Annotated in this window: 20 protein-coding genes; all 20 read right to left on the reverse strand. The window is 33.7% G+C overall.

The annotated features are described in order from the left end of the window. Nucleotides 1–532 precede the first annotated feature (532 nt). Nucleotides 533–2,026: a peptide MFS transporter gene (locus tag LDP15_RS05995; RefSeq protein WP_015426042.1), complete on the reverse strand. Its 1,494-nt coding sequence runs from the start codon at nucleotides 2,024–2,026 to the stop codon at nucleotides 533–535. A gap of 225 nt (nucleotides 2,027–2,251) precedes the next feature. Then, the gene (locus tag LDP15_RS06000; RefSeq protein WP_057720704.1) at nucleotides 2,252–4,054 is read right to left on the reverse strand and encodes a glycoside hydrolase family 13 protein; all 1,803 of its coding nucleotides are present in this window, start codon (nucleotides 4,052–4,054) and stop codon (nucleotides 2,252–2,254) included. A gap of 89 nt (nucleotides 4,055–4,143) precedes the next feature. Further along, nucleotides 4,144–6,546, reverse strand: coding sequence for a glycogen/starch/alpha-glucan phosphorylase (locus LDP15_RS06005; protein WP_042230172.1), 2,403 nt, complete (start codon nucleotides 6,544–6,546; stop codon nucleotides 4,144–4,146). 88 nt (nucleotides 6,547–6,634) lie between these two features. Further along, on the reverse strand, nucleotides 6,635–8,071 hold the full coding sequence (glgA, locus tag LDP15_RS06010) for a glycogen synthase GlgA (protein WP_042230170.1): 1,437 nt from the start codon (nucleotides 8,069–8,071) through the stop codon (nucleotides 6,635–6,637). 94 nt (nucleotides 8,072–8,165) lie between these two features. Continuing rightward, nucleotides 8,166–9,305, reverse strand: coding sequence for a glucose-1-phosphate adenylyltransferase subunit GlgD (glgD, locus tag LDP15_RS06015; protein WP_015426038.1), 1,140 nt, complete (start codon nucleotides 9,303–9,305; stop codon nucleotides 8,166–8,168). After that, nucleotides 9,295–10,437: a glucose-1-phosphate adenylyltransferase gene (locus LDP15_RS06020; protein ID WP_012897406.1), complete on the reverse strand. Its 1,143-nt coding sequence runs from the start codon at nucleotides 10,435–10,437 to the stop codon at nucleotides 9,295–9,297. The genes glgD and LDP15_RS06020 overlap by 11 nt, the downstream gene beginning before the upstream one ends. Before the next feature lie 100 nt (nucleotides 10,438–10,537). Continuing rightward, complete coding sequence (locus LDP15_RS06025; protein WP_015426037.1) at nucleotides 10,538–12,541, reverse strand: 4-alpha-glucanotransferase; 2,004 nt, start codon at nucleotides 12,539–12,541, stop codon at nucleotides 10,538–10,540. Nucleotides 12,542–12,756: 215 nt separating this feature from the next. Then, the gene (gene nusB, locus LDP15_RS06030; RefSeq protein ID WP_015426036.1) at nucleotides 12,757–13,728 is read right to left on the reverse strand and encodes a transcription antitermination factor NusB; all 972 of its coding nucleotides are present in this window, start codon (nucleotides 13,726–13,728) and stop codon (nucleotides 12,757–12,759) included. Continuing rightward, complete coding sequence (locus LDP15_RS06035; protein ID WP_029343570.1) at nucleotides 13,721–14,122, reverse strand: Asp23/Gls24 family envelope stress response protein; 402 nt, start codon at nucleotides 14,120–14,122, stop codon at nucleotides 13,721–13,723. The genes nusB and LDP15_RS06035 overlap by 8 nt, the downstream gene beginning before the upstream one ends. Before the next feature lie 146 nt (nucleotides 14,123–14,268). Next, nucleotides 14,269–14,826 (reverse strand): elongation factor P, encoded by a 558-nt coding sequence (gene efp / locus LDP15_RS06040; RefSeq protein WP_003129623.1) that lies wholly within the window; start codon nucleotides 14,824–14,826, stop codon nucleotides 14,269–14,271. Nucleotides 14,827–14,957: 131 nt separating this feature from the next. Continuing rightward, nucleotides 14,958–16,016 (reverse strand): aminopeptidase P family protein, encoded by a 1,059-nt coding sequence (locus LDP15_RS06045; protein ID WP_015426035.1) that lies wholly within the window; start codon nucleotides 16,014–16,016, stop codon nucleotides 14,958–14,960. A gap of 100 nt (nucleotides 16,017–16,116) precedes the next feature. Further along, complete coding sequence (gene rsmA, locus LDP15_RS06050) at nucleotides 16,117–17,001, reverse strand: 16S rRNA (adenine(1518)-N(6)/adenine(1519)-N(6))-dimethyltransferase RsmA (RefSeq protein ID WP_015426034.1); 885 nt, start codon at nucleotides 16,999–17,001, stop codon at nucleotides 16,117–16,119. Between the two features lie 110 nt (nucleotides 17,002–17,111). Next, on the reverse strand, nucleotides 17,112–17,732 hold the full coding sequence (gene rnmV, locus LDP15_RS06055; RefSeq protein ID WP_015426033.1) for a ribonuclease M5: 621 nt from the start codon (nucleotides 17,730–17,732) through the stop codon (nucleotides 17,112–17,114). Then, a complete protein-coding gene (locus tag LDP15_RS06060; RefSeq protein WP_015426032.1) occupies nucleotides 17,710–18,243 on the reverse strand; it encodes a hypothetical protein in 534 nt (177 codons plus the stop codon). The genes rnmV and LDP15_RS06060 overlap by 23 nt, the downstream gene beginning before the upstream one ends. 37 nt (nucleotides 18,244–18,280) lie before the next feature. Further along, nucleotides 18,281–19,054, reverse strand: coding sequence for a TatD family hydrolase (locus tag LDP15_RS06065; protein ID WP_015426031.1), 774 nt, complete (start codon nucleotides 19,052–19,054; stop codon nucleotides 18,281–18,283). A 145-nt stretch (nucleotides 19,055–19,199) separates the two neighbouring features. Further along, nucleotides 19,200–20,339: a site-specific integrase gene (locus LDP15_RS06070; RefSeq protein ID WP_042230166.1), complete on the reverse strand. Its 1,140-nt coding sequence runs from the start codon at nucleotides 20,337–20,339 to the stop codon at nucleotides 19,200–19,202. Between the two features lie 82 nt (nucleotides 20,340–20,421). Then, nucleotides 20,422–20,628, reverse strand: a complete 207-nt coding sequence (gene xis / locus LDP15_RS06075; RefSeq protein ID WP_015426029.1) for an excisionase Xis — start codon at nucleotides 20,626–20,628, stop codon at nucleotides 20,422–20,424. 54 nt (nucleotides 20,629–20,682) lie between these two features. Then, a complete protein-coding gene (locus tag LDP15_RS06080) occupies nucleotides 20,683–21,174 on the reverse strand; it encodes an antirestriction protein ArdA (RefSeq protein WP_015426028.1) in 492 nt (163 codons plus the stop codon). 25 nt (nucleotides 21,175–21,199) lie between these two features. Next, on the reverse strand, nucleotides 21,200–21,694 hold the full coding sequence (locus LDP15_RS06085) for a hypothetical protein (protein WP_015426027.1): 495 nt from the start codon (nucleotides 21,692–21,694) through the stop codon (nucleotides 21,200–21,202). Between the two features lie 94 nt (nucleotides 21,695–21,788). Next, complete coding sequence (locus tag LDP15_RS06090; RefSeq protein ID WP_080619315.1) at nucleotides 21,789–22,829, reverse strand: phage tail tip lysozyme; 1,041 nt, start codon at nucleotides 22,827–22,829, stop codon at nucleotides 21,789–21,791. Nucleotides 22,830–22,835 lie beyond the last annotated feature (6 nt).

Raw genomic sequence — 22,835 nt, forward strand, 5'->3', positions numbered from 1 at the left:
TCAGTTCTAATCGTAAATCTATAACTTTTCACTATTTCTTATCAATTTATTTATTAATTTAGCAACAGAAAAACAATAATTATTTTTTCTACAGGCCTCTTCTCAGTATCTTTTCAAACACAAAATGTTCAAAGTTTTTAGTAAACTCATATTTCTTAGTCAACCACTTTTAATGGATGACCGTGCTTGAGTATCCTTACTTTGAATATTATATTTTTAATAACAGAGTAACTGCGAGTTTTCGAATAAAAATAGCTTTGCTTCTCACCTCTATCCTCTATAAGTTTTATTTGTAAATAAGTGATTTCATACTTTATTTTAGCATTTGTGAATGTCTTTGACCTTTTAACCAAAGGCACTAACATCTGCAAATAATTTAAAATCACGTTACACTATATTTTATCATAATGTAAGCGCAGATAAAAACGATTGATTTGTAAAAGACTTTTAACAAGCGTAACTTTTCAGACACTTCTATAGTTTTTAAAACACAAAAAACCTATCATTAAAGATAGGTTTTATTAATTACTAATTAACGAACATCTCCCATTAATTTCAAAATAGGTTTTTTGATAATAAGGAGGATAATTCCCACGATAATACCAATAATACCAGTAATCGCAAAGAAGTGAACTTCTGTTGCTGCTTTAAAGAGTGGTGTAATTTGAGCATTAATTGCTTGTGAAGTTGAATCTGCCAAGAACCACATCGCCATCATTTGTGATTGGAAAGCAACTGGAGCTAATTTTGTTGAAACTGATAATCCAACTGGTGAAACAAGTAATTCACCTGCCATTTGGACAGCAAACATCAATACTAACCAAAGAGCACTTGCACGACCAGAAGTTCCGTTCAAGAGACCTGGAAGTGTCATAATCAAATAAGAGATCCCTGTCAACATCAAACCAAGACCAAATTTTACAATTGTTGAAGGTTGACGTTCACCCAATTTATTCCAAAGACGAACAAAGATAGGTGACAAGAGAACGATGAAGAGCGGGTTCAATAATTGATACCAAGAAGGGTCAATATGGAAAGTAATTCCAAACCAAGTTGGGTCCAAATTAGAACGTGATTCTCCCCAAACCGCAATAATTGTAGAACTTTGTTCTTCAATTGCCCAAAAGACAATAGCAGAAAGGAACAAAGGAATATATGCTGTTAATTTACGACGTTCATCTGATTCTACCTTTTTAGAGGTAAACATCATTACGAAATAAATAATTGGAACAACAATACCGATAATTGATAAAACATTAATGAAGTTATTAATGAAATTAGCTGGACTTGCTTGATAAAGTAAGAAGAAACCAATAATAGCGACAATAACAACAATTGTCAATGTAATAAGAAAATTACGTCTTGCTTTTGAATCCATTGGATTTGAAGGTTCGCGTCCAATTTCTGGGAAGTGACGAAGACGTCCATACCAATAAGCAAATAATGCAAAAATCATACCGATAGCTGCAAGTGAGAATCCTAAGTGATAATTCACGCCTTGTCCAACTGTCCCAACAATCAATGGAGCAATCAGAGAACCCATGTTAATTCCGACAACAAAGATATTGAATCCAGTGTCACGACGTGAGTCATCTTTAGAATAAAGATGTCCAACCATATTTGAAATATTCGGTTTAAGCATCCCTGTTCCCAAGATAATTAAGAATAATGCCACGAACAGTGAAGATAAACCAAATGGTGTTGCTAAAGCGATGTGTCCCAAAGTGATTAAAACTCCACCAAGGAAGATTGTGCGCGAAGCGCCCAACAAGCGGTCAGCAACCCACCCTCCAACAATTGTTGAAAGATAGACAAGTGCACCATAGATACTTACAATCGCCATTGCTTGAGCTTTAGGAAGTCCTAAGCCTGCGTTGTCAGCAGTTGTCAATGCATAGAGGTAATAAACCAGAATGGCACGCATCCCATAGTAAGAAAAACGCTCCCAGAACTCAGTCTGAAAAAGCGTCAATAGGCCGCGAGGTTGACCGAAAAATGTTTTTTCTGTTTTGTTTAAGTTTTGCATAGATTATATTATAAAGTTTTCTATACAACTTGTCAAGTTGTCAAACAATTTTGCCTATACAGATTCTTTGAAAAACGCGGGAAAAAGAGGGACAATAACAAAATTTCATAGATATTTATTTATATTTTCTTCTTTTCTAAAATAAGATTTAGCTAAAAAATATAGTTTTTATCATTTTTTACTGACAAATAAATCTGTCAGTAAAAAAACTTGCATCAGCAAGTTTTATATTTTCATCTTTAATTCTAAATTTGTTTTTCCACTAATCACTTTTTCTGTCAGTAATTTTTTTAATTCTGGTAAGAATTTCAGATTTTGTAAAAAAGTAATTTCTTGAACTTCTATATTAAGCTCATCTTCACTCGGATTAATGAGTTCAACAAAAACTTCTGAATCTGTATATCGCAATATTCCTAACAAGCTGTCAGTAAAAAAAGTTGAAAACTCTCCATATTTCAAGCTATTTTCTGACAGACGTTTTTGCGTCCAACTTTTATAAGCGTTGTAAATTTTGGGTGAAATGTTATCCCAAGGAAAATATTTACGATTCTCAGGGTCCTTTCCACCTGACAATCCTGCTTCATCTCCATAGTAAATACAAGGAATTCCTGGTAATACAAAAAGCATTGCCAACGCTACTGACAAATTCTTTTCTCCAACCATTGTCAAAATTCGTTCAGTATCATGAGTTCCTAAATTATTTAAATTATTATAAAAAATATCTTTAGGATAATTCTCTTGCAAAGTCATCAATTGATACGCAACATCTTGACTAGAACGATGACCATTTAATAAATTAATAATTAAATCGCGAAATGGATAATTCATAGCAGCTTGCAAACTTCCACCAAGAATGTAATTTCTTCTTTTTCCATAAGAAATTTTGTTGGAAGCATCTTCCCAAATTTCACCAATCAAGATCTTATCTGAATAAGAGTCAAGATTTTCTCGAATTCCTTTAATAAATGAATCAGGGAGTTCATCAGCAACATCCAGACGCCAACCATCAATACCCAAGTCATTCCATTTAGCTAAAACAGAATTTTTCTCACCATAAATAAAATTGCGAAAAGAATCATTATCTTTGTCTATTTCAGGTAAATCTTTAATTCCCCACCAAGATTTATACTCAAAAGGATAATTTTCAAATTTAAACCAATCAAAATAAGGTGAATCAGGATTTTTTGCTGCTCCCTCATCATCGCCATAATCACCATTAATATTGAAATAAAGCGAGTTTTTTCCTACATGAGAAAAAACACCATCCAAAACCAAATGCATTTTTTCTTGATGAAGCAACTGAATCAATTCTTCAAAATCTTCCTGCCTACCCAGCATTGAATCAATTTTTAGGTAATCATTCGTATCATAGCGATGGTTACTTGTACCAGAAAAAATTGGATTAAGATAAATCGCATTGATTCCCAGTTCTTTTAAGTAGGGAATTTTTTTAATAATTCCTCTTAAATTTCCACCAAAAAAATCCCAACGTGCAATATCACCATTTTCTTCTTTAACATAGAAAGGACTATCCGTTTTTCTTCCATAGATAAATGAATTGGGTTTTGGGTGATTGATTTGACCATTTTCATTCCCATTATAGAAACGATCTGGGAAAATTTGATAGAAAACTGCTTCACGATACCAGCTGGGAGCTTGATCTTCTTTTTCAAATACAGTCAGCTGATAAGGTTTAACATCATTTTCATCAGTATATAGAAGCCCCTCTCCTCCTATGCCAGAACAACCATAAAATCGCCTAGTTTCTCCCAAATCCGAAGACTCGACTATTTCAAAATGATAAAAATAAAGTCCTGGCTCTTCATCAAAAGGAATGGTAACTCTAAAATCTCCGCCTGAATCTTTGGTCATAGAAAATTCATAACGTTTTCCAAAATCACGTCGAATTACACATGTCACAAGTACAGAAGGTTGGTCAGTTGTAAATCTCAAGCTCATTGAGTTTCCAACCTTGATGGCCCCAAAAGGTTGTTTATAATCTAAATTCCACGGATTATAATAATACATCTAATTCTCATTTCCTTTATTAACACTTAAGGCTAAAGGCTCCTAAAATCTATTCTATCAGTAACAAAAATATCTGTCAGTAAATTTCTTCATTCTTTTTTAGCCTTTATATACCAAATGTCATCAGCATATTCCCTAACTGTTCGGTCAGAACTAAAACGTCCCACATTGGCAATATTCATTAAACTTGCTTGAGTCCATGCTTTTTGGTCACGGTAAAGTTTTTCAAGTTCAGCTTGTGCCCGAACATAATCATTAAAATCACGAAGTACAAAATATTCATCATTATAAACGGTAAGCGAATCAAAAATTTCGCGACCTTCACTTTTAATATTTGGCACCGTTCCGTCAATTAAGGCATTCAAAATTCGATTAACTACTGGATTTTGCTCATAAATGTCACGCGCATTATAATTACCATTGCGATAATATTCATAAACTTCATCCTTAGTCAGCCCAAAAACAAAATTATTTCCATCCCCTGCCGCTTCAAAAATTTCAATATTTGCGCCATCAAGTGTTCCAATGGTTAAAGCACCATTTAGCATAAACTTCATATTTGAAGTTCCAGATGCTTCTTTAGAGGCCAAAGAAATTTGTTCTCCAACATTGGCTGCTGGGATAATCACTTCCGCCAAACTTACATTATAATTTTCCATAAAGACAACTTTGAGTTTATCTTTAATCGTTTGATCATTATTAATCATATTTGCTATTTCGTTAATTACTTTAATGATAGATTTAGCATAATGATATGAAGGAGCCGCTTTTGCCCCGAAAATAAATACTCGAGGAACCATATCTAATTCCGGATTATCTTTCAAATCAAAATATAATTTTAGAATATGCAAAGCATTTAACAATTGTCGCTTATAAGCATGCAGCCGTTTTACTTGAACATCAAAAATCGCATCAGGATTAACCGTAATTCCATTTTGTTCTTTAATCACCGCAGCCAATCGTAGCTTATCATCAAATTTAGCTTTTTGAATTTGTTCAAGTGTTTTTTCATCATTTTTAAAATTTTTCAGCAGCTTCAATTCATCTAAGTCATGACGCCATGATTTACCAATTGTTTCATCAATAATTCCAGACAAGCGTTCATTTGCAATCTGAATCCAACGACGGTCAGCAATTCCATTTGTCTTATTATTAAAACGTTCAGGATAAATTTCATAGAAATCATGAAGTTCAACATCCTTTAATAAATCAGAATGTAATTTGGCTACGCCATTGGTTGAATGTGAACCAATGATTGACAAGTTGGCCATATGAATTTGTCCATCTTTGATAATTCTCGTATTATGCACCAGCGTTGCACCCACTTTAGGAAGCAACTCAGCCGTACGTCTCCGGTCAATTTCCACAATAATTTGATAAATTCGGGGCAAAAGTTGTTTAATCATCTCTTCTGGCCACTTTTCCAAAGCTTCCGATAAAATTGTATGATTGGTATAAGACATCACCTTGAGGGTTGTATCCCAAGCTCGATTCCAGCCCACACCATATTCATCAACTAAAAGGCGCATGAATTCTGGAACACAAAGTGCAGGATGCGTATCATTAATATGGACAGCAATATAATCCCCAATTTTTCGAATATCTTTTTTTTGTGTTCCTTTATAGTGGTGCAAAATTCGTTGAAGCCCCGCAGAAACAAAGAAATATTCTTGCTTCAAACGTAAAAGTCGCCCATCATAATTAGAATCATCTGGATAAAGTTCAGCAGAGAGCATCGAAGTTTGTCGCATATAATCCAAATTTTGAAATTTAGGGTCTAATTCCTCTGGCACTTCTGAGCGCCACAGACACATATTATTGACCGTTGTATTTTCAAAACCAACCATGGGCGTATCATATGGAACAGCTAGAACACGTTCCTGGTCCTTATAATGAGGAATAAGATTTCCTTTTCCATCATCTTCTAACCAAACTTCACCACCAAATGTTACTTCAACTGCTTTGTCTGCTCTACGTACTTCCCAAGGATTCCCATTATTTAGCCAAGAATCAGGTAATTCTACTTGGTAACCATCTACTATTTTTTGTTTGAATAATCCATACCGATAGCGAATGCCATTTCCATTTCCTGGAAGCCCCGTTGAAGCTAAAGAATCCATGAAACAGCTAGCTAAGCGCCCCAAACCTCCATTTCCAATGGCCATATCTGGTTCTATCTTAGCAACCTCATCCAGTTTAATTCCAAAATCATTTAACCCTTCTCGAACGGTATTTAAAATACCTAAGTTAAGTAAATTTGATTTAAGCATTTTTCCTGGTAAAAATTCAATCGAAAAATAATATGCTTGTTTTTTTCCAGTTTCATCCTTATATTGATTATCGGCTACCCAAATATTAGCATAGTAATGTTTCACAACAGATGCCAATGCATCATAAATTTCTTGATAACCTGCTTTTGTCAGGTCAGTCGCAAATTTTGAAGTTAGACGCTCTTCGAAATCTTGCTTAAATTGTTTTTTAGAAAGTTTCAATCGTCGCTCCTTTATTATTCTCAAACATCTTTTATTTTAAAATGAATTCTACCACAATTTAATCACAAGCGCAATCGTTTGCGAGATTTTATAATTCTTGATAGAGTTCAATATATTGTTGAGCCTTCGTTCCCCAAGAAAAATCTTTACTCATTGCTGATAAAACCATTTTATTTAAGACTTTTGGTTCTTTTCCATAAACATCAAGTGCACGATTAATCGTCTCCAATAAAATCTGTCCTTCAAAATCAACAAAACCAAATCCTGTTCCTTCTTTGCTTATAGGATTAAATGGAATCACAGTATCTTTCAAACCACCAATTTCATGAACGATTGGTAAAGTTCCATATCTCATTGCAATCATCTGTGATAGGCCACAAGGTTCAAAAGCAGATGGCATCAAGAAGAAATCAGAACCAGCATAAATTTCCTGAGCAAATTGAAGGTCAAATGCAATATTTGCTGACAACTTATCTGGATATTTTTGAGAAAAATATCTAAAACCTTCTTCAATTTCAGGGAAACCTGTTCCTAATAGGACAATTTGCACATTTTCTTCCAATACTTTTTCCAACTGACTCAAAACTAAATCAAATCCTTTTTGATTCGTTAAACGGGAGACCATCCCAATCAATGGAACATTTGGATTCAATGGTAATCCTGTTCGCTTTTGGAGCTCTGCTTTCATTTGACCTTTACCAGAAAGCTCTTCCTCGCTGAAATGGTAAGGAATTAATATATCATTTTCGGGATTATAAATATCATAATCTATCCCATTTAAAATTCCAGAAACTTTTCCATCTACATATTGCAAAATCGATTCTAAACCACAACCAAATTCTGAGGTCTGTATTTCCTTAGCGTAAGTTGGCGAAACTGTATTAACCCGATCCGCATATAAAATTCCTGTTTTTAACATATTTAGCATACCATTATGACGGACCACTCCTTCAAAATAGCGTTCCATTCCCATCCCAAAAATCTCACTTAAAGCATCTCCATGCATCAAGCCTTGAAATTCAATATTATGAATGGTCAGTACTGTTTTAATTTTTTCATAGGCCTTAATCCAGTTGTATTTTTCTTTAAGTAAAAAGGGAACCATTGCAGTCTGCCAATCATTGACATGCAAAACATCTGGAATGAAATCTAACTTTTCTAAGAGTTGGCAAAGAGCCAAGTCAAAAAAGGCAAAGCGCTCTCCGTCATCGTCATAACCATAGAGTTGTCCTCTACCAAAATAATGTTCATTATCTAGAAAATAGTACTTCACACCCTCTTTTTCTAGACTTTTAACTCCAACATATTCGTGTCGCCAACCAACATCAACAAAATCATAAAATTCATCTTTTAAAAGTGAACGATATTCTTCTTTCATTTCATTCTTAAAATAAGGAAGAATCACAGCAACTGAGTCTATCTCACTTTTTTTAGCCAATTCTTTGGGCAGTGCTCCAGCTACATCTCCAAGTCCTCCCGTCTTAAAAAAGGGGGCACATTCACTTGATGCAAATAAAACTTTCATTTTTCTCTCTTTCATTTCCTCTTTAAAATAAAATCCTTTTATCTTTGAATTTTATTCAAGAACGCCGATAAATATTATCAGCGTCATTTGTCTTCTATAAGATATCTGCAGTAACAACTGTTCCTTTAGGAATCACTACTGGTTTTTCTGAACTACCAATAATTTTGACATTATTTTCGACAACCACTCCTTTATCAATGATGGCAAATTTAACTTGAGCGCCACTTTTAACTTCAGAGTTGGTAAAAACTAATGATTCTTCAATTAAGGCATCATCTTGAATCTTAACTCCACGAGAAATGAGAGAATTTTTTACTTTACCATTGATAATACAACCAGAACCTAATTGACTATTCTCCACTTTACTATTCTCAGAAAAATAAGTGGGAACTTCATTTTTAATCTTAGTATAAACAGGTTGGCTACTATATAAAAGAGAGGTAAAATTTTGGGGGTCGAGCATGACCATATTGGCATCATAAAAAGACTTAATATTAGTGATATTACTCATATAACCTGTGTATTCATAAGTATTCACATCATAGTTCTTCATATAAACACGAATGAGACGGGCAATTGAGGTTAATTCTCCCATATCTTGCATCTCTTTTATAAAATTAATCAACCAATCGGTGTTCACGATAAAGAGATTCAAACAAAGGGCCTCTTTTTCTTGGGGATTTTCTAATTGATTAACATAACAGTTACTCATTTTCCCTGATTCATCAAAACGAAGAATAGTATCATACTCACTTGCTAAATCTGGAGAAACTTTTTTATAAACTGTGGTTATTTCCTTACCTGCCAATTTATGTATTTTAAGAACAGCCGTTAAATCGACATTACAAATAAATTTACTGCCCAAAAGAACCGTATATGGTGCTTTAGATTTACGTAAGAAACTTAGTTGTTGAGCAAAATAATCTTTGCCTTGTTCCCTCAAACGGTCAAAATCTTGCTGAATATAGACAAAGTAACGACTATTAAAGCCATCCAAGCCCCATTCGCCACCTGACCCTAGATGGTCAAAAACAGATTGTGTTTCTCCTTCATTAAAGGTCATAAAAATATTATCTACATGGGCATTTGATAATGATGACAATGGAAAATCAATCAAACGATATTTACAATCAAAAGGAAGAGTAGCAATTGGACGAACCTCTGTTAAGGGACTTAAGTGTTTGCTTGAAGAAATATTTGAGAGGATAGCTGCCATTTTATTACTATTGTTCATTTTTATTTTCTCCTTTAATTTCTCCGTGACCAATCACTGCGACTTCATTTTCACCGATTATTTCTACATTATCACCAATTTTTGCATTTTCCCCAATGATTGCATTTTTGATTGTAACGTTTTCCCCAATAAATGTCCCAGACATAATGAAACTGTCCTCAATCACTGTTCCTTCTTGAACGTGGACATTCTGTGAAAGGATTGAATGAACAACTGTTCCATCAACGTAACAGCCATCACCAACAAGTGCATTTTTTACATTGGATTTTTCTGTGATAAACTGTGGAGCCGAAATATCATTATGTGAATAAATTCGCCAAGATTTATCTGTAATATTTAGTTCATTATTTAAATCAAGAAATTCCATACTGGATTGATGAAGAGAATCAATGGTTCCAACGTCTTTCCAATATCCCTTAAAGCGGTAAGCAAACACATTTTCTCCAGCTTCAATATAAGCCGGGATAACATCTCCACCGAAATCTTCCATTGGATTTCCTTTCGAGTAACCATTCACAAGAACTTCGCGAAGCCTTTTCCAATTGAAAATATAAATTCCCATTGAAGCAAGGTTTGATTTTGGTTCTTTAGGTTTTTCTTCAAATTCAATAATTCGGTCATTATCATCGGTGTTCATGATTCCAAAACGGCTTGCTTCTTCAAGCGGAACTTCCATTACCGAAACTGTTAAACTGGCTTCACGTTCTTTATGGCTTTCTAACATGGCTTCATAATCCATTTTATAAATATGATCTCCCGAGAGAATGAGAACATATTCTGGATTTTGCTGGTCAATATAAGAGATATTTTGATAAACAGCGTGAGAGGTTCCTTCAAACCATTTAGAACCTTCTTGTGAAGAATAGGGTTGGAGAATAGTGACTCCACTATTGATTCCATTTAACCCCCATGGTGCTCCATTTCCAATATGAGCATTTAGAGTTAAAGGTTGGTACTGAGTAATGACGCCAACATTTTTTACATTGGAATTTGCACAATTTGATAAGGCAAAATCAATGATACGATAACGACCTCCAAAAGGAACAGCAGGTTTTGCAACATCTTTTGTCAATTTACCTAAACGCGTCCCTTGACCACCAGCAAGAATAAGACCAAGCATTTCAATTGCCATAATGAAACCTCCATTTTTTTCACAAAATTATTGTTTTTTTACATATTTATTATTATTTTATAATTTATACTTTCTAATTCAAAATGATTTACTTTGAAATTTAATAGGCTCTTTTACTTTCTTTGATAAATTTCTTTAAAAATTCAGTCCAATCCTGATTATCAATCAATGTTTCAAGTTGACAATGCAATCGGTAATTCCAGTAATGGTATGGATTTGCTGGAATATTAATTTGTTCGGATTTTGCATCTTCTTTTCGCAATTGTTCACTCATTGCTAACCAATCTTGAATAGGTAAGATAACCATCATCGCATTTGAGTTTAAATGTCTTTTAACTATCTCTTGGATAATTTCTGCACTTGCATAATAAGGAGCTTCGCCATACCAACCCATGACTTCATTGTAGTAACGTTGAATTTCCTCATGATTTTCTTCCCACCAAGCTCTTAGTGGACTTGTATCGTGACTTGAAGTCGTTAGGACCGATAAATAGGGAACTTCGTTTAAAGGACTGACAAATCGATTATCTGAAGGCATTCTCTCAATTATCAAACGTAGAATATTAAGATGATTCATGACATCTGGTACATTGGCGGGAACCATTCCTAAATCTTCACCACAAGCTAACATATTCGTAGCATCTTTTAAAACTGGTAATTTTTCGTAGGCCTTTTCTTTCCAAAATTCATAATTCCTTCCATAAAAATAGTCATTATAAAGTTTTTCAAGCCGTCCTTTATAGTCATCACCAAATTCTCGAAAGCTGATTGTTTGCATTAAAGAAATACGTGGATGATATTTCTCTGGATTCTCATCATCTTTTAATAATATTATATTTTCATGTAATTTATAAAGTCCTTCTCGCACCCAATCTTCTAATTGAGCTTTTTCTACTTTTTTCTGGTTATTATACTCATTTTGAAATGTATAATTTCCATTACCTATATAATCCAGAAATGTTTGAATAATCCAATCTCGATTATCTCGCCCAAAAATTTCATCAATTACCCAATCCTTGATGAAAGGATTAATAAACCGCTCGAGGCCCCATTGTCTTAATGGAATACCATAGTTATTTTCAATTTCTTCTGCTGACAAGGCAATAGCTGGTGAAAATTGGCCCAATAAACCTCTTACGGAATCCTCTGGCATCTGCCATATTCTAAAGAAGCCAAGAATATGGTCCAGCCGATAAGCATCAAAATAATTAGACATGGCTGTTAACCGTTTTTTCCACCATGCATAACCATCTTCGGCCATTTTTTTCCAATTGTAGGTTGGAAAGCCCCAATTTTGTCCATTTACAGCAAAAATATCAGGAGGAGCGCCAGCTTGTTTATCAAGATGAAAAAGTTCTGGATGAGTCCAAGCGTCTACGGAATCATGAGCAATTCCAATTGCGATATCTCCTTTTAGTGCGATTCCTAATTGATGACAATAGTCAACGGCTTCTGAAAGTTGATAATGCAAAAGGTACTGCACAAAGATATATAAATCCAATTGGTTACTTTCTGAAGTTAACTTTTCAAAGAAATCTTCACTATAAGTGGCATACTTTCCCCAATTCATAAAATTAGCACTTTGATTGATATCTCTTAAATACGAAAATGCCGCATAGGCCTTTAACCAATCCTCATTTTGCTGATAAAATTGCTGATAATCTTTGCTTGCTTTAAATTTATGAGCTGAATTTTGATAAATAATCTCAGCATATTCCCATTTTAAGGATAATGCTTTTTCATAATCTATTTTTTCTAAAGCATTTAATTCTAATTCCGCGATGAGAAGCTTTTCTTGTTGAATTTTTGTGTAAGAATCCCAAAAGATATGAATATCTAAATAAATTGGATGCAATGCAAAAACAGAAATGGCACGATAAGGATATGAATCGCGCCAGTCCATAAAAGTACTGGTATCATTAATTGGTAATAATTGAATAATGTCCATCCCAGAACGATGGGCAAAATCGGCTAACTCTTTCAAATCTGAAAATTGCCCTACCCCACTAGAATTTTCAGTTCTTAGTGAAAAAACTGGCACTGCTATCCCCGTATGGTAAGCTTTTTCTCCGTAAGGTTCAATTGAAAAATTATTGGTGAGCATTTTTACTCCTTAATTCTCTAAAAATAGTGTAGAATCGCAAAAAGAAAACGTTTTCTTTTATTATATATCTTTTAAAAAAAATATACCAATATTTAGTGTGATTTTTCAGAAAATTAATAAGTAATGTTAAATAAGATAACTCATTAATTACAAAAGCTAGAAAAGCGTAATAAAAAAAGCTACAGATAAAATTATCGGTAACTTTTTTATTAATTTTATTTTAAGAAGTTGGTTAATACACCATTAATGAATCGGCTTGATTTTTCATCACTAAAGTCTTTTGAAAGCTCAACTGCTTCATTGACCGCAACAACATCAGGTGTTTCTGTATATAATATTTCATAACTAGAAACTTGAAGGATTGCTTGTTCAACAAGAGTCAAACGTGAAAATGACCAAGTTTTTGCCAAATATTTAGAAATATTTGCTTCCAAATCTTCTTTTTTATTTAAAACTCCATCAACAAGTTGTGTAAAGTATTCAGGAGCTTCAAGATCTTCTGGACGGTCATTATCATAATTGAGAACAAAGCGTTTTGTATTTTTCAAAAGCTCTGACAATTGTGATTGAGCATTATTTTCTGCTTGTGCTAATTGTTCATCAAGTTCTTCTTTTAAAGTACTTGGAGTGAATAAATCACTTGTATATTTTTCAAGAACATTTTCATGAAGGAATGAGAAGGTTTTTTGGAAAGTTTCAAGAGATTGTTCAGCTGTCGCATTTTCTGGAAGATTTTTGAAAAATTCTAGAACTTTTGGCGCAACAGGTTCTTCATCAAGTTCAATTTGGAACAAACGAATCAATTTCAAATTTGCCATGACACCAACAAATAAATTTGTTGCTTCATATTCATTCATTTTCTTAGCGTAACCACCAAAATCTCGCATGAAAGCAAGAGCTTTAGCAACCGTTGTTTTCTCGATATCCTTAAGTCCAAGAATTTCATAAATTTCATAAATGGCTTCTAAAGGTTGAGAAAGTCCTTTTGGAAATTTACGAACAGTAATTCGTTCATCACGAAAATCAACGTCAAAACGAACAGTTTGAGAAAGTTCTTCTTCTAATTTCTCAACGTTTTCTCTAAAAGAGCTTACGACATTTGTTGCCATTTCTTTTTGGACAGCATAAGAAAATAAGACCTGGACCGCTCGTTGACGAATTTGGTGTTGAGTGAGCGTCTTAGGCATCAAAAAATCCCTCATCAAACAAGTCTTCAAGCGCTGGTTTTGGTTGTTTTTCAGTCATAATTCCGACAACGTGGATATTGACTTCATCAACAATAATCTCAGTAGCTTGGGCAACTGCTTCTTTCACTTCTTTTTGGATTTTTGTAGCAACGGTTGGTAGGCTTACACCGTAAGTAAGGTACACATAGATATCAACAGCTACTTTATCGTCTTTTGAGTCAATATAAACACCACGGCCTTCATTTTTCTTACCAAGGCGGTCTGAAAAACGTTTGTTACGAAGGGCGTGTACCCCATCGATTTTGGCTGTTGTAATACCGATAATTACTTCAAGAACTTCAGGGGCAATGACGATATCCCCAAGTTCTTCAGAATGTACAGTTTTTTCTGCCATTTTGATTTCTCCTTTTGTCTTTGCAAATTTTTCCAATTGGAAAAATTTCACTTACAAAATGAATTTTCTTTACTGACGAAGTCTTTAAACTTCATAAAGTTACTGACAAAAGGCTGTCAGTAACTTTTTTCAGTAATCGTACTTAATTAAGCACGTTTCAAGTATTCACCTGTTTGTGTGTTGATTTCAAGTTTTGTTCCAGCTTCAACGAAATCAGGAACGTTAACAACAAGACCAGTTTCCATAGTTGCTGGCTTACCAGAACCTGTTACTGTTGCACCTTTAATAGATGGTTGTGTTTCAGTAACTTCAAGAACAACTGTTGTTGGAAGTTGAATACCAATTACTTCTGTACCGTAGAATTGAATTTTAACATCTGTATTTTCAAGAACATAAAGAAGTTCATCTTTAACTTGTTCTACTGGAATTTCATATTGTTCGTAAGTTTCATTGTTCATGAAATTAGCAATACCATCCATTGAGTAGAGGTATTGTGCTGTTACAGTTTCAATAACAGCTTGTTCAAACTTATCTTCAGGACGGTAAGTGTCATCAAAAGTTGAACCTGAGCGTACGTCTTTAAGTTTCATACGCATGATTGTATTCCCTTTACCTGGTTTGTGATGACTTGCTTCCATAACGCGGAGAAGTTTTTCCCCATTCAAAAATGTCATGCCTGATTTAAGGTCTTTTGCTAAAACCATGTTTATGTTTCTCCTAGTATTTATAAATTTAGATATTCTGTCATTTTTCTTTTGTCAGCAATTTTTCTGTACACAAAAGAAGTGAAATGACAGGATTTAACATCTTATTTTATCACAAGTTATTGCTTTTTTCAAATAACGATAAGCTCTTTTGGGGCTTTTGTTAAGACTTCACAGCCGTTTTCTGTCACTAATAAGTCATCTTCAATTCTGACTCCACCAAATTCAGGAATATAAATTCCTGGCTCATCTGTAATAACCATCCCAGCTTCCAAGCGATTTTCTGTCATTGATTGATTAAAATAAGGAATTTCATGAACATCTAAACCAAGTCCATGTCCAATTCCATGCGTAAAATACTGACCAAAACCAGCTTCTTCAATGACGGTACGCGGAACCTTATCATATTCGGCATAAGTCATTCCCGCTTTGACTTCTTTGATAAGTGCTTCATTAGCCTTACGCACGGTTTCATAAATTGTTCGCATCTTGTCATCTACAGAACCCACGAAAATTGTTCTGGTCATATCGCTAGCATAATTTTCATAATAACAACCAAAATCAATGGTCACTGGATCACCAAATTGAATCATTTTACTGGTCGCAACGCCATGAGGCAAGCTACTTCTCTTGCCTGAGGCAACAATGGTTTCAAAAGAAATTCCGCTCGCCTCTAAATCACGCATTTTGAAATCAAGAAAATTAGCAACTTCAATTTCAGTTCGGCCCGGCTCAATGAATTTTAAAGCTGACATAAACGCTTCATCAGCAATTGCACAGGCTTTTTTTATCAAATCAATCTCTGTGTCATCCTTAAATTGGCGCAATTCCAAAACAAAATTACTTGTGGCTAAAAGTTCTAATCCTGGAGTGGCGTCAGAAAGTCTTTTAAAGAAAGCATAGTCAACTGTTTCTTCAAAAGCTATATTTTTAATTGATTCACTTGCTGACAGGTCTGTCAGTAAACTTATTGGATCTCTTGTTTCGATAATTTCAAAATCACTAATCAATCCACGCGCCATTTCACTATAACGGCTGTCTGTCATAAAAATATTTCGCTTCGCTGTCAAAAAAACTGTGCCCGCGGTTCCAGAAAACCCTGTCAGATAAAAGATATTCTTCATATCAGTAATCAATAAACTATCAATATTTTCTGTCAGCATTTTTGCTTTTAATTTTTCAATTCTCATTTTATTCTCCTTTAAATTAAGAATTAAACTTTAAAATATTTCTTCATTTTCTTACATGATAACACAAAAACGCTAACATGAGTTAACGTTTCCTTTTAATTTATTTTTTAAGCGGAAGTAGAGCATCAGCTAATTTAGCAAATTCTTCAATAGATAAGGCTTCACCACGAATTGTTGGCGATATTTCTGCTTGTGCCAATAATTTTTCAATTTCAGGTTTACTTTCTTTACCAAAAGCTGCTTGTAAATTATTCATCAATGTTTTACGACGATGTACAAAACTGCTGTGCATCGTTTTAAAGAACCATTCTTCATCTTCTACTTCAACCAATGGCTCTTCACGACGAACCATTTTCAAAATAGCTGAATCAACATTTGGTGCTGGAATAAAGACCGTTCGAGGTACGATAAAGGCTACACTTGCTTCCATATAATATTGAACAGCAATTGATAATGAGCCGTAAGCTTTCGTTTTAGGACTTGCAGCAATTCGGTCTGCCACTTCTTTTTGCATCATCACCACAAATTCTGAAAATGGAATTTTGCTTTCAATCAAATGCATCAAAATCGGTGTTGTGATGTAATAAGGTAAATTCGCAACCACTTTGATTGGTAAATTTGGATTTTTAAATTTTTGAATTTCCGAAAGTAAATCAACTTTCAAAATATCAGCCGAAACCAAAGTAAAATTATCGTAAGGCGCCATCGTTTCTTCTAAAATTGGAATCAAAGATTTGTCAATTTCAAAAGCCATCACTTCAGCTGCTTCTTCCAATAAATATTGGGTCAACGAACCAATACCTGGGCCAATTTCAATGACATTTACTTCTTTTGAAAGTTCAGCAGTTTGAGTGATTTTTGTCAGAATATTATGGTCTGTCAGGAAATTTTGTCCAAATTTTTTCTTAAAATTAAAATCATGGCGACGTAAAATGTCCTGAGTACGGATAATATTGGAAATGCGGTCTATGTTGTTTTCTGTCATTTTTTCTTTCTTTTACTTTTTATGTATTTTAAAACTGATATTAAGTTTCTGTCAGTAAATTTTACTGACAGAAACCATTGATGTATTCTATCAGCGACATTTATCTTATGTCAGTAATTCTTCATTACATTTTCAATTTGTTCTTTTGTAATTTTAAACATGTTAAGTCGTTTCTTAATTTGTTTTCCATTCGCATAACCAATTCTGAGTTGCTCACAAAGAAATTCTCGACGTTTCCTACTGTCAGCGGCCATAACTAAGCCAAAGCTCATTAAATCAGTTTGTGTCAGTTCTGTCAGCAATTCTTTTTTACTGACAGAACTTCTGTCAGAGGATGGTCCTTGCGTTTTAGCACTTCCAAATTCATCAGCAACTTTTTCTCCACCAAATACTTCTGCCAAAGCCTGATTCAGTGCTTCAAAATTTGCATGCTCAACTCCTAAAGAACCTTTTCCTTTAGGTCTTGCTTCATCGCGATTTAAAAACGCATGTTTAGCATTTGGAACGGCTTGCATTATGATTTTACGAATTCGTTCTCCTTGGAAATCTGGATCAGTAAAAACAATAATTCCTCGCTTATCTTCTAACCTCTTTAGTCGTTCTAAATCTCTGTCATCAATAGATGAACCTCCTGTTTCATAGGTCTCACAGTCAAAATAACGCTTAAGATTCGCTGTGTCATCTCGTCCCTCTACCACAATTACTTCATTAATTTTTTGCTTTTCTACCATAATTTGCTAAATATTTCTCTTTATCTTTTTGATTTTTAAGGATAATCACTTTACTTTCAACATTAAATTCTTTTATTTTTTGCTCAATCTGTGGAAACTCTTTTTCAGGAAAGGTCCAAACAAATTTTAAAAATTCCAGATATTCCTTGTCCCATTTTTCTTTAAACTCTTCAGCAATATCTGGACGATTTTTACCAAAAACACGACTCTTAATCGAGCGCTTAATCACCCGAAACGTTGTTTTTAAACGGGGCGTCTTCAACCAGATTACTTCATCAGCAAAAGGTAATCGCTCATCTAAAGTTGAACCGTAATTTCCATCAATAATCACATTCTCATTTTGAAAAATAAAAATTCTTGTCGCCTCACGTAACTTTTCTCTGGCAATTTCACTTGGATATTTATGAAAAACCTTATCTAAATGCAAAATAGGATAACTTGTAATTTTTCCTAGTTCTCTTGCAAAAGTTGATTTACCACTTCCTGAACTACCAATAATCATAATTTTCATAAAAATAACTCCTATCCAAATCAAAATAAATACAAATTTATTTTTTCAAACCAAAAATTCTCAAAGCATTTTCTGTTGTCGCTTTAGCCACTTCATCAGCAGAAATTTCACGTAACTCAGCAATTTTCTCAACAATAAATTTTGTGTAAGCTGGTCTATTTTCTTTTCCACGATATGGCATTGGTGTTAAATAAGGAGCATCAGTTTCCACTAAAATTTTATCCAAGGGAACTGTAGCCGCAGCCTCCTGAACATCAAGAGCTTTCTTAAAAGTGACTACACCTGAAAAAGAAATCATCATTCCAAGCTCTACAAATTTGAGTGCCTCATCGGCTGTCCCAGAAAACGAATGCATAATCGCACCAGCAGGACCAACACCTTCTGATTTAATAATTTCATAAGTATCATCAAGAGCATCACGTGTATGTACTTGAAAAGGCAGACTCATTTCCTTAGAAATTTGGATTTGTCTTCTAAAAGCTCGTTCTTGTTCTTCTTTCGGACGGACCATCCAGTGATAATCCAAACCAATTTCTCCAAGAGCAATAACTTTTTTTGCTGACAGCTTGGTCAGTAAATAATTTTCAGCTTGGTCATCAAATTCAGCAGCATCATCAGGATGCCAGCCAATTGTTGCGTAGCATTCTTCAAATTTCTCAGCCAACAAAAGTGCTGCATCATTTAATTCATAATTACTTCCAACATTATTAATTCTTGTCACTCCAAATGTTTGAGCTTGGACTAATTCATCTTGAATTCGTCCTTCAAATTCACTAGTATTTAGATGTGTATGTGTATCAAAAATTTCCATTATATTTTTATTTATACTTCCTTATTATTCCTAAAAAGTCTTTAACAAGAGTTTTGAGATGAATTTCAAAAATTGATGTTCCCTAATCTTCCCCATGATTCTTTTTGCTTTGGTTAATTCTTGGTTAGTCTCTTGGTTAGTTATTTTAGAGATTAATTTGGTTCAACTTTTGACTAATTTCATTTTTAATTGTACCACTTATATGAGAATAAATCCTCAGAGTGATTGACTCGTCTCTATGACCAACTCGTTCCATAATTGCTTTAATTGGAACTCCAAGTTCCACAAGTAATGATACATGAGAATGTCTCAATAAATGTATACCGTATTTTCTTTCATTTCCTAATACTTTTTGACAATTATCACAAATAAACTTATAAAATACAGGTTGTCTGAAAATTCCACCAACCGCATTTACAAAAACAAACTTATCATCTAAACAGTTTTTTTGGAAATAATCAATAATTTCCAAGCAACGATTACTTAAACTAATTGTACGAATCGAACCTACCGTTTTAGGTGTTTGAATAACTCGATCATCATATTTTGCAACACGATATTCTAAAGTGTGGTCAATTCTTAGTAACTTATTTTTGAAATCAACATCTTGATAACGAATAGAAGCAAATTCACCGAATCTACATCCTGTTAGGAAAATAAATTCCATAGCTAAAGTGTATCTTATATTTTTTTTATAAGATTTGCAAAATATCAAAACAGAACTCATTTCTTCTTTACTTAAAAATTTTTCATTTGCTCGTTCTAATGTTTCAATTTCTAACCTTACTTTAGGTAATACTACTTTGTCAGCTGGATTTGAATTAATATACCCGATGTTTTCAGCATATTTGAACAAAATTCTAATGTAAATTCTACGATTTTTTCTTGTTGAATTCGCAATATCTAATTCCATTAAATAACTTTGTATATCTGCGGTCGTCACTTCTGAGACTTTATATTTTGAAAATTTTTCGATAAATCCTTTTAAAGAAATTTGCTCCGCTACAAAACTTGCTGGCTTAACATCTTGTTTTCTAATTACAACCCATTCTTCATAAATTTCTTGTATCGTCTTATTTTGAACGATTTGTTCCTGAAGCTCGATAGCAGTTGGTACTTTTTTTGATTGTTCAATTTTTCTTGCTAATCTATTTTTAGCTTCTGATTGAGCAACCCTTGATTTTGATTTTAAAGTGACCGTTACTTGTCGCCATTTATTTCTCTTTTCATCGAAATATTTTTCAAAGTATCTATATTTTCCACTATCAAGTTGCTTATAAAACATATTTCCTCCTTTTACCAAAGATAAAAGAAAGCTATACAGCACTTATATTATATCATATCTGTATATTACTTTTATCTTTTTTCTAAATTGTACTTTCTCTTATTTTTTGCTTATATTCAAGAAAAGATTTATAACCCTGGACATTTATATAAACACGTTTATGACTTGGTCGTAATATATAAACATTAAATTCTGTTCGTCTCATTTCAGTTAAATCATTATTAAGTGTTTTTATAGGTACATCAAATAATTTTGAAATTCCCCGTTTATCTTTATAATTTTCTTCCATTTTTTCCTCCAACAAAAAATAGAGCAAGGTTTTTCTTGCTCTTTTACTTAACCTTTAAATATCTCTAATATATCCATGACTTGTTTTTGAATAATCACCAATTGCTAAATCTCGACCATAAGCACCAAAGTTAAAATATCTTTGTAACGTTTCTACGCTTAGAACTTCTAAACCGCCCATTTGCTCAATTAATTCTTGTGCCAAATCTTCATCATTTTCAGCTTCCACAAAGTCCAAATCATCTTTATTATTGATAACATCATCAATACTATAAATTTCAAGAAAATCTTTTAAATGTTCTATGTCAGAAATTTCTTCTAATTTTTCCGCATACTCATTAAGTTCCTGAATTGACGAATACTCGCCTACTTTATAACCGTAAAAATTTTCAAAGTCATGTATTGCATATTCTTCCCCATGCTCTACATCTAAAAGTAAATCTGATTTAATTCTTGAAAAATCAACAGGTAATTCATACCACTTCCCCCTTGTTCTTCCATTGTTATAACTGTTTAAATTTACAACATAAATTTTTGGTGTTTCCATTTTTATACCCTCATAATTTTCTAAATTAATAATTTAAGATACTCAACCAGTTCATATCACTTAAATTTCTACTTTCAGCAAGTATTCCAGTTATAGAAAATCCTTGCTTTTCTAAATCATCCGCATATCTTTTTAGATAGCGAACACTATTATCTAAATTGTTCGCAAAAATACTTAATCTTTGCCGATACCGCTGTTCCAATTGAACAAGGAAAATAACATGGTCAGAAAATACATGAATAAATGCTTTGTCTATCTGCAAATAACCCAACATTTTTTCTTCTAAGATTCCCCATTCTTTTTTAGATTTTATAATACTACTTTCTTGTATTGCTTTAATTTTCCCAATTGCTATTTTTAGTTGTTCAGCCCATGCTATAACTTCAGATAAAGTCGCATAAGGGTAAAGTCTTAATTCTCCTTCTATTTCTCGCAGTCTGTGGTCAAAGTGTCTAAAATTATTCTCTAATACCCTTTCTGACATTTTCCCACTTGCTCTAACTTCTTCAAGTTTAGTCATACTCTCTCCTTTCCATTGTTCGGAAATAACTTTCAAAACCCTGGAATTTTCAACGTGAAAACTAGGCTAATACCGAACGTTAATCGACTATTTTTTATTTTCCTATCACGTAATGTAATTGACTGGCTTGTGCTTTTGTCAGCACTTGGAAAGTATAAACCGTACTAAAACCAGTTCCTGACTGTGAAATTAAGACTGAACCGTCTGAATGTATTGCTTCCACAAAAGCCACGTGACCATAAACTGGGTCTGCGTTCCATTGACCGCCTACTGTTTGACCACCGCTAAAGCTAACCGCACTATGGAGTGTTGGAGTTGTCGTTACAGTATATCCTGCTTGATGTTGCCAATCAGCACCATTTCCCATAAATGGACTAAAAGTAATACCGAATTCTTTCGCTCGATTCCACGTAAACCAAGTACATTGTTTATATTCATAACTTGAAGTAATATAACCGCTTGTGTTAATTGGTTTATCCAAAGTCCAACCTGAAGGTATATCTGGAGTAATACCTGAACCGCCACCAGTTCCACTATCACCACCAGTCGTCATGAACGTGTACCAATATTCCGCAAAACCTTGACGTTTTGAAAGGCTATCAACCGCCCCTGCACGTTCCCACTTTCGCATAATATCTTCAGTTGTTTGCTTAACATTAGTTCCTTTAATTAATTGTTTAAGCAACGTAGAATCTGTACCGTCTTGCTCAAACATGAACTCGACTTGAAGATTAGTATCTGTCCAAGATTTCTTCTGACTTTTTGCATAGTTAAGCAAATTTACTCGCCTGCCACTATCCCATTGAGCCAAACCGAAAGCATAACCGCCTAAAGTGGTATCCATTGCTTTTGCTTCATTATAAGTTGCATTAGATTGAATAATTGAAGGTTGAAGTTCACTTTCTGCTTGATTATTACCAAGTAAAGCAGCCGCCCCTTCTTTCGTTCCACCTTCTTTTAGAACTCTATCCCAAATCACTTTTGCTGTTTGTTGCTGTGGTGTATTGGTATTAATATCTGTATCTGAAGAAGAATTTGAACCAACAAATAATGAAAAGAAAGCTAATATTGGCAATAAAAGCAACAAAAAAGGAAGGCTAACTAATATAACCTTCCGCTTAATTGCTTTTTTCATTTTCAC

The organism is Lactococcus sp. SK2-659 (assembly GCF_020218185.2).
Taxonomy (GTDB): Bacteria; Bacillota; Bacilli; order Lactobacillales; family Streptococcaceae; genus Lactococcus; species Lactococcus lactis.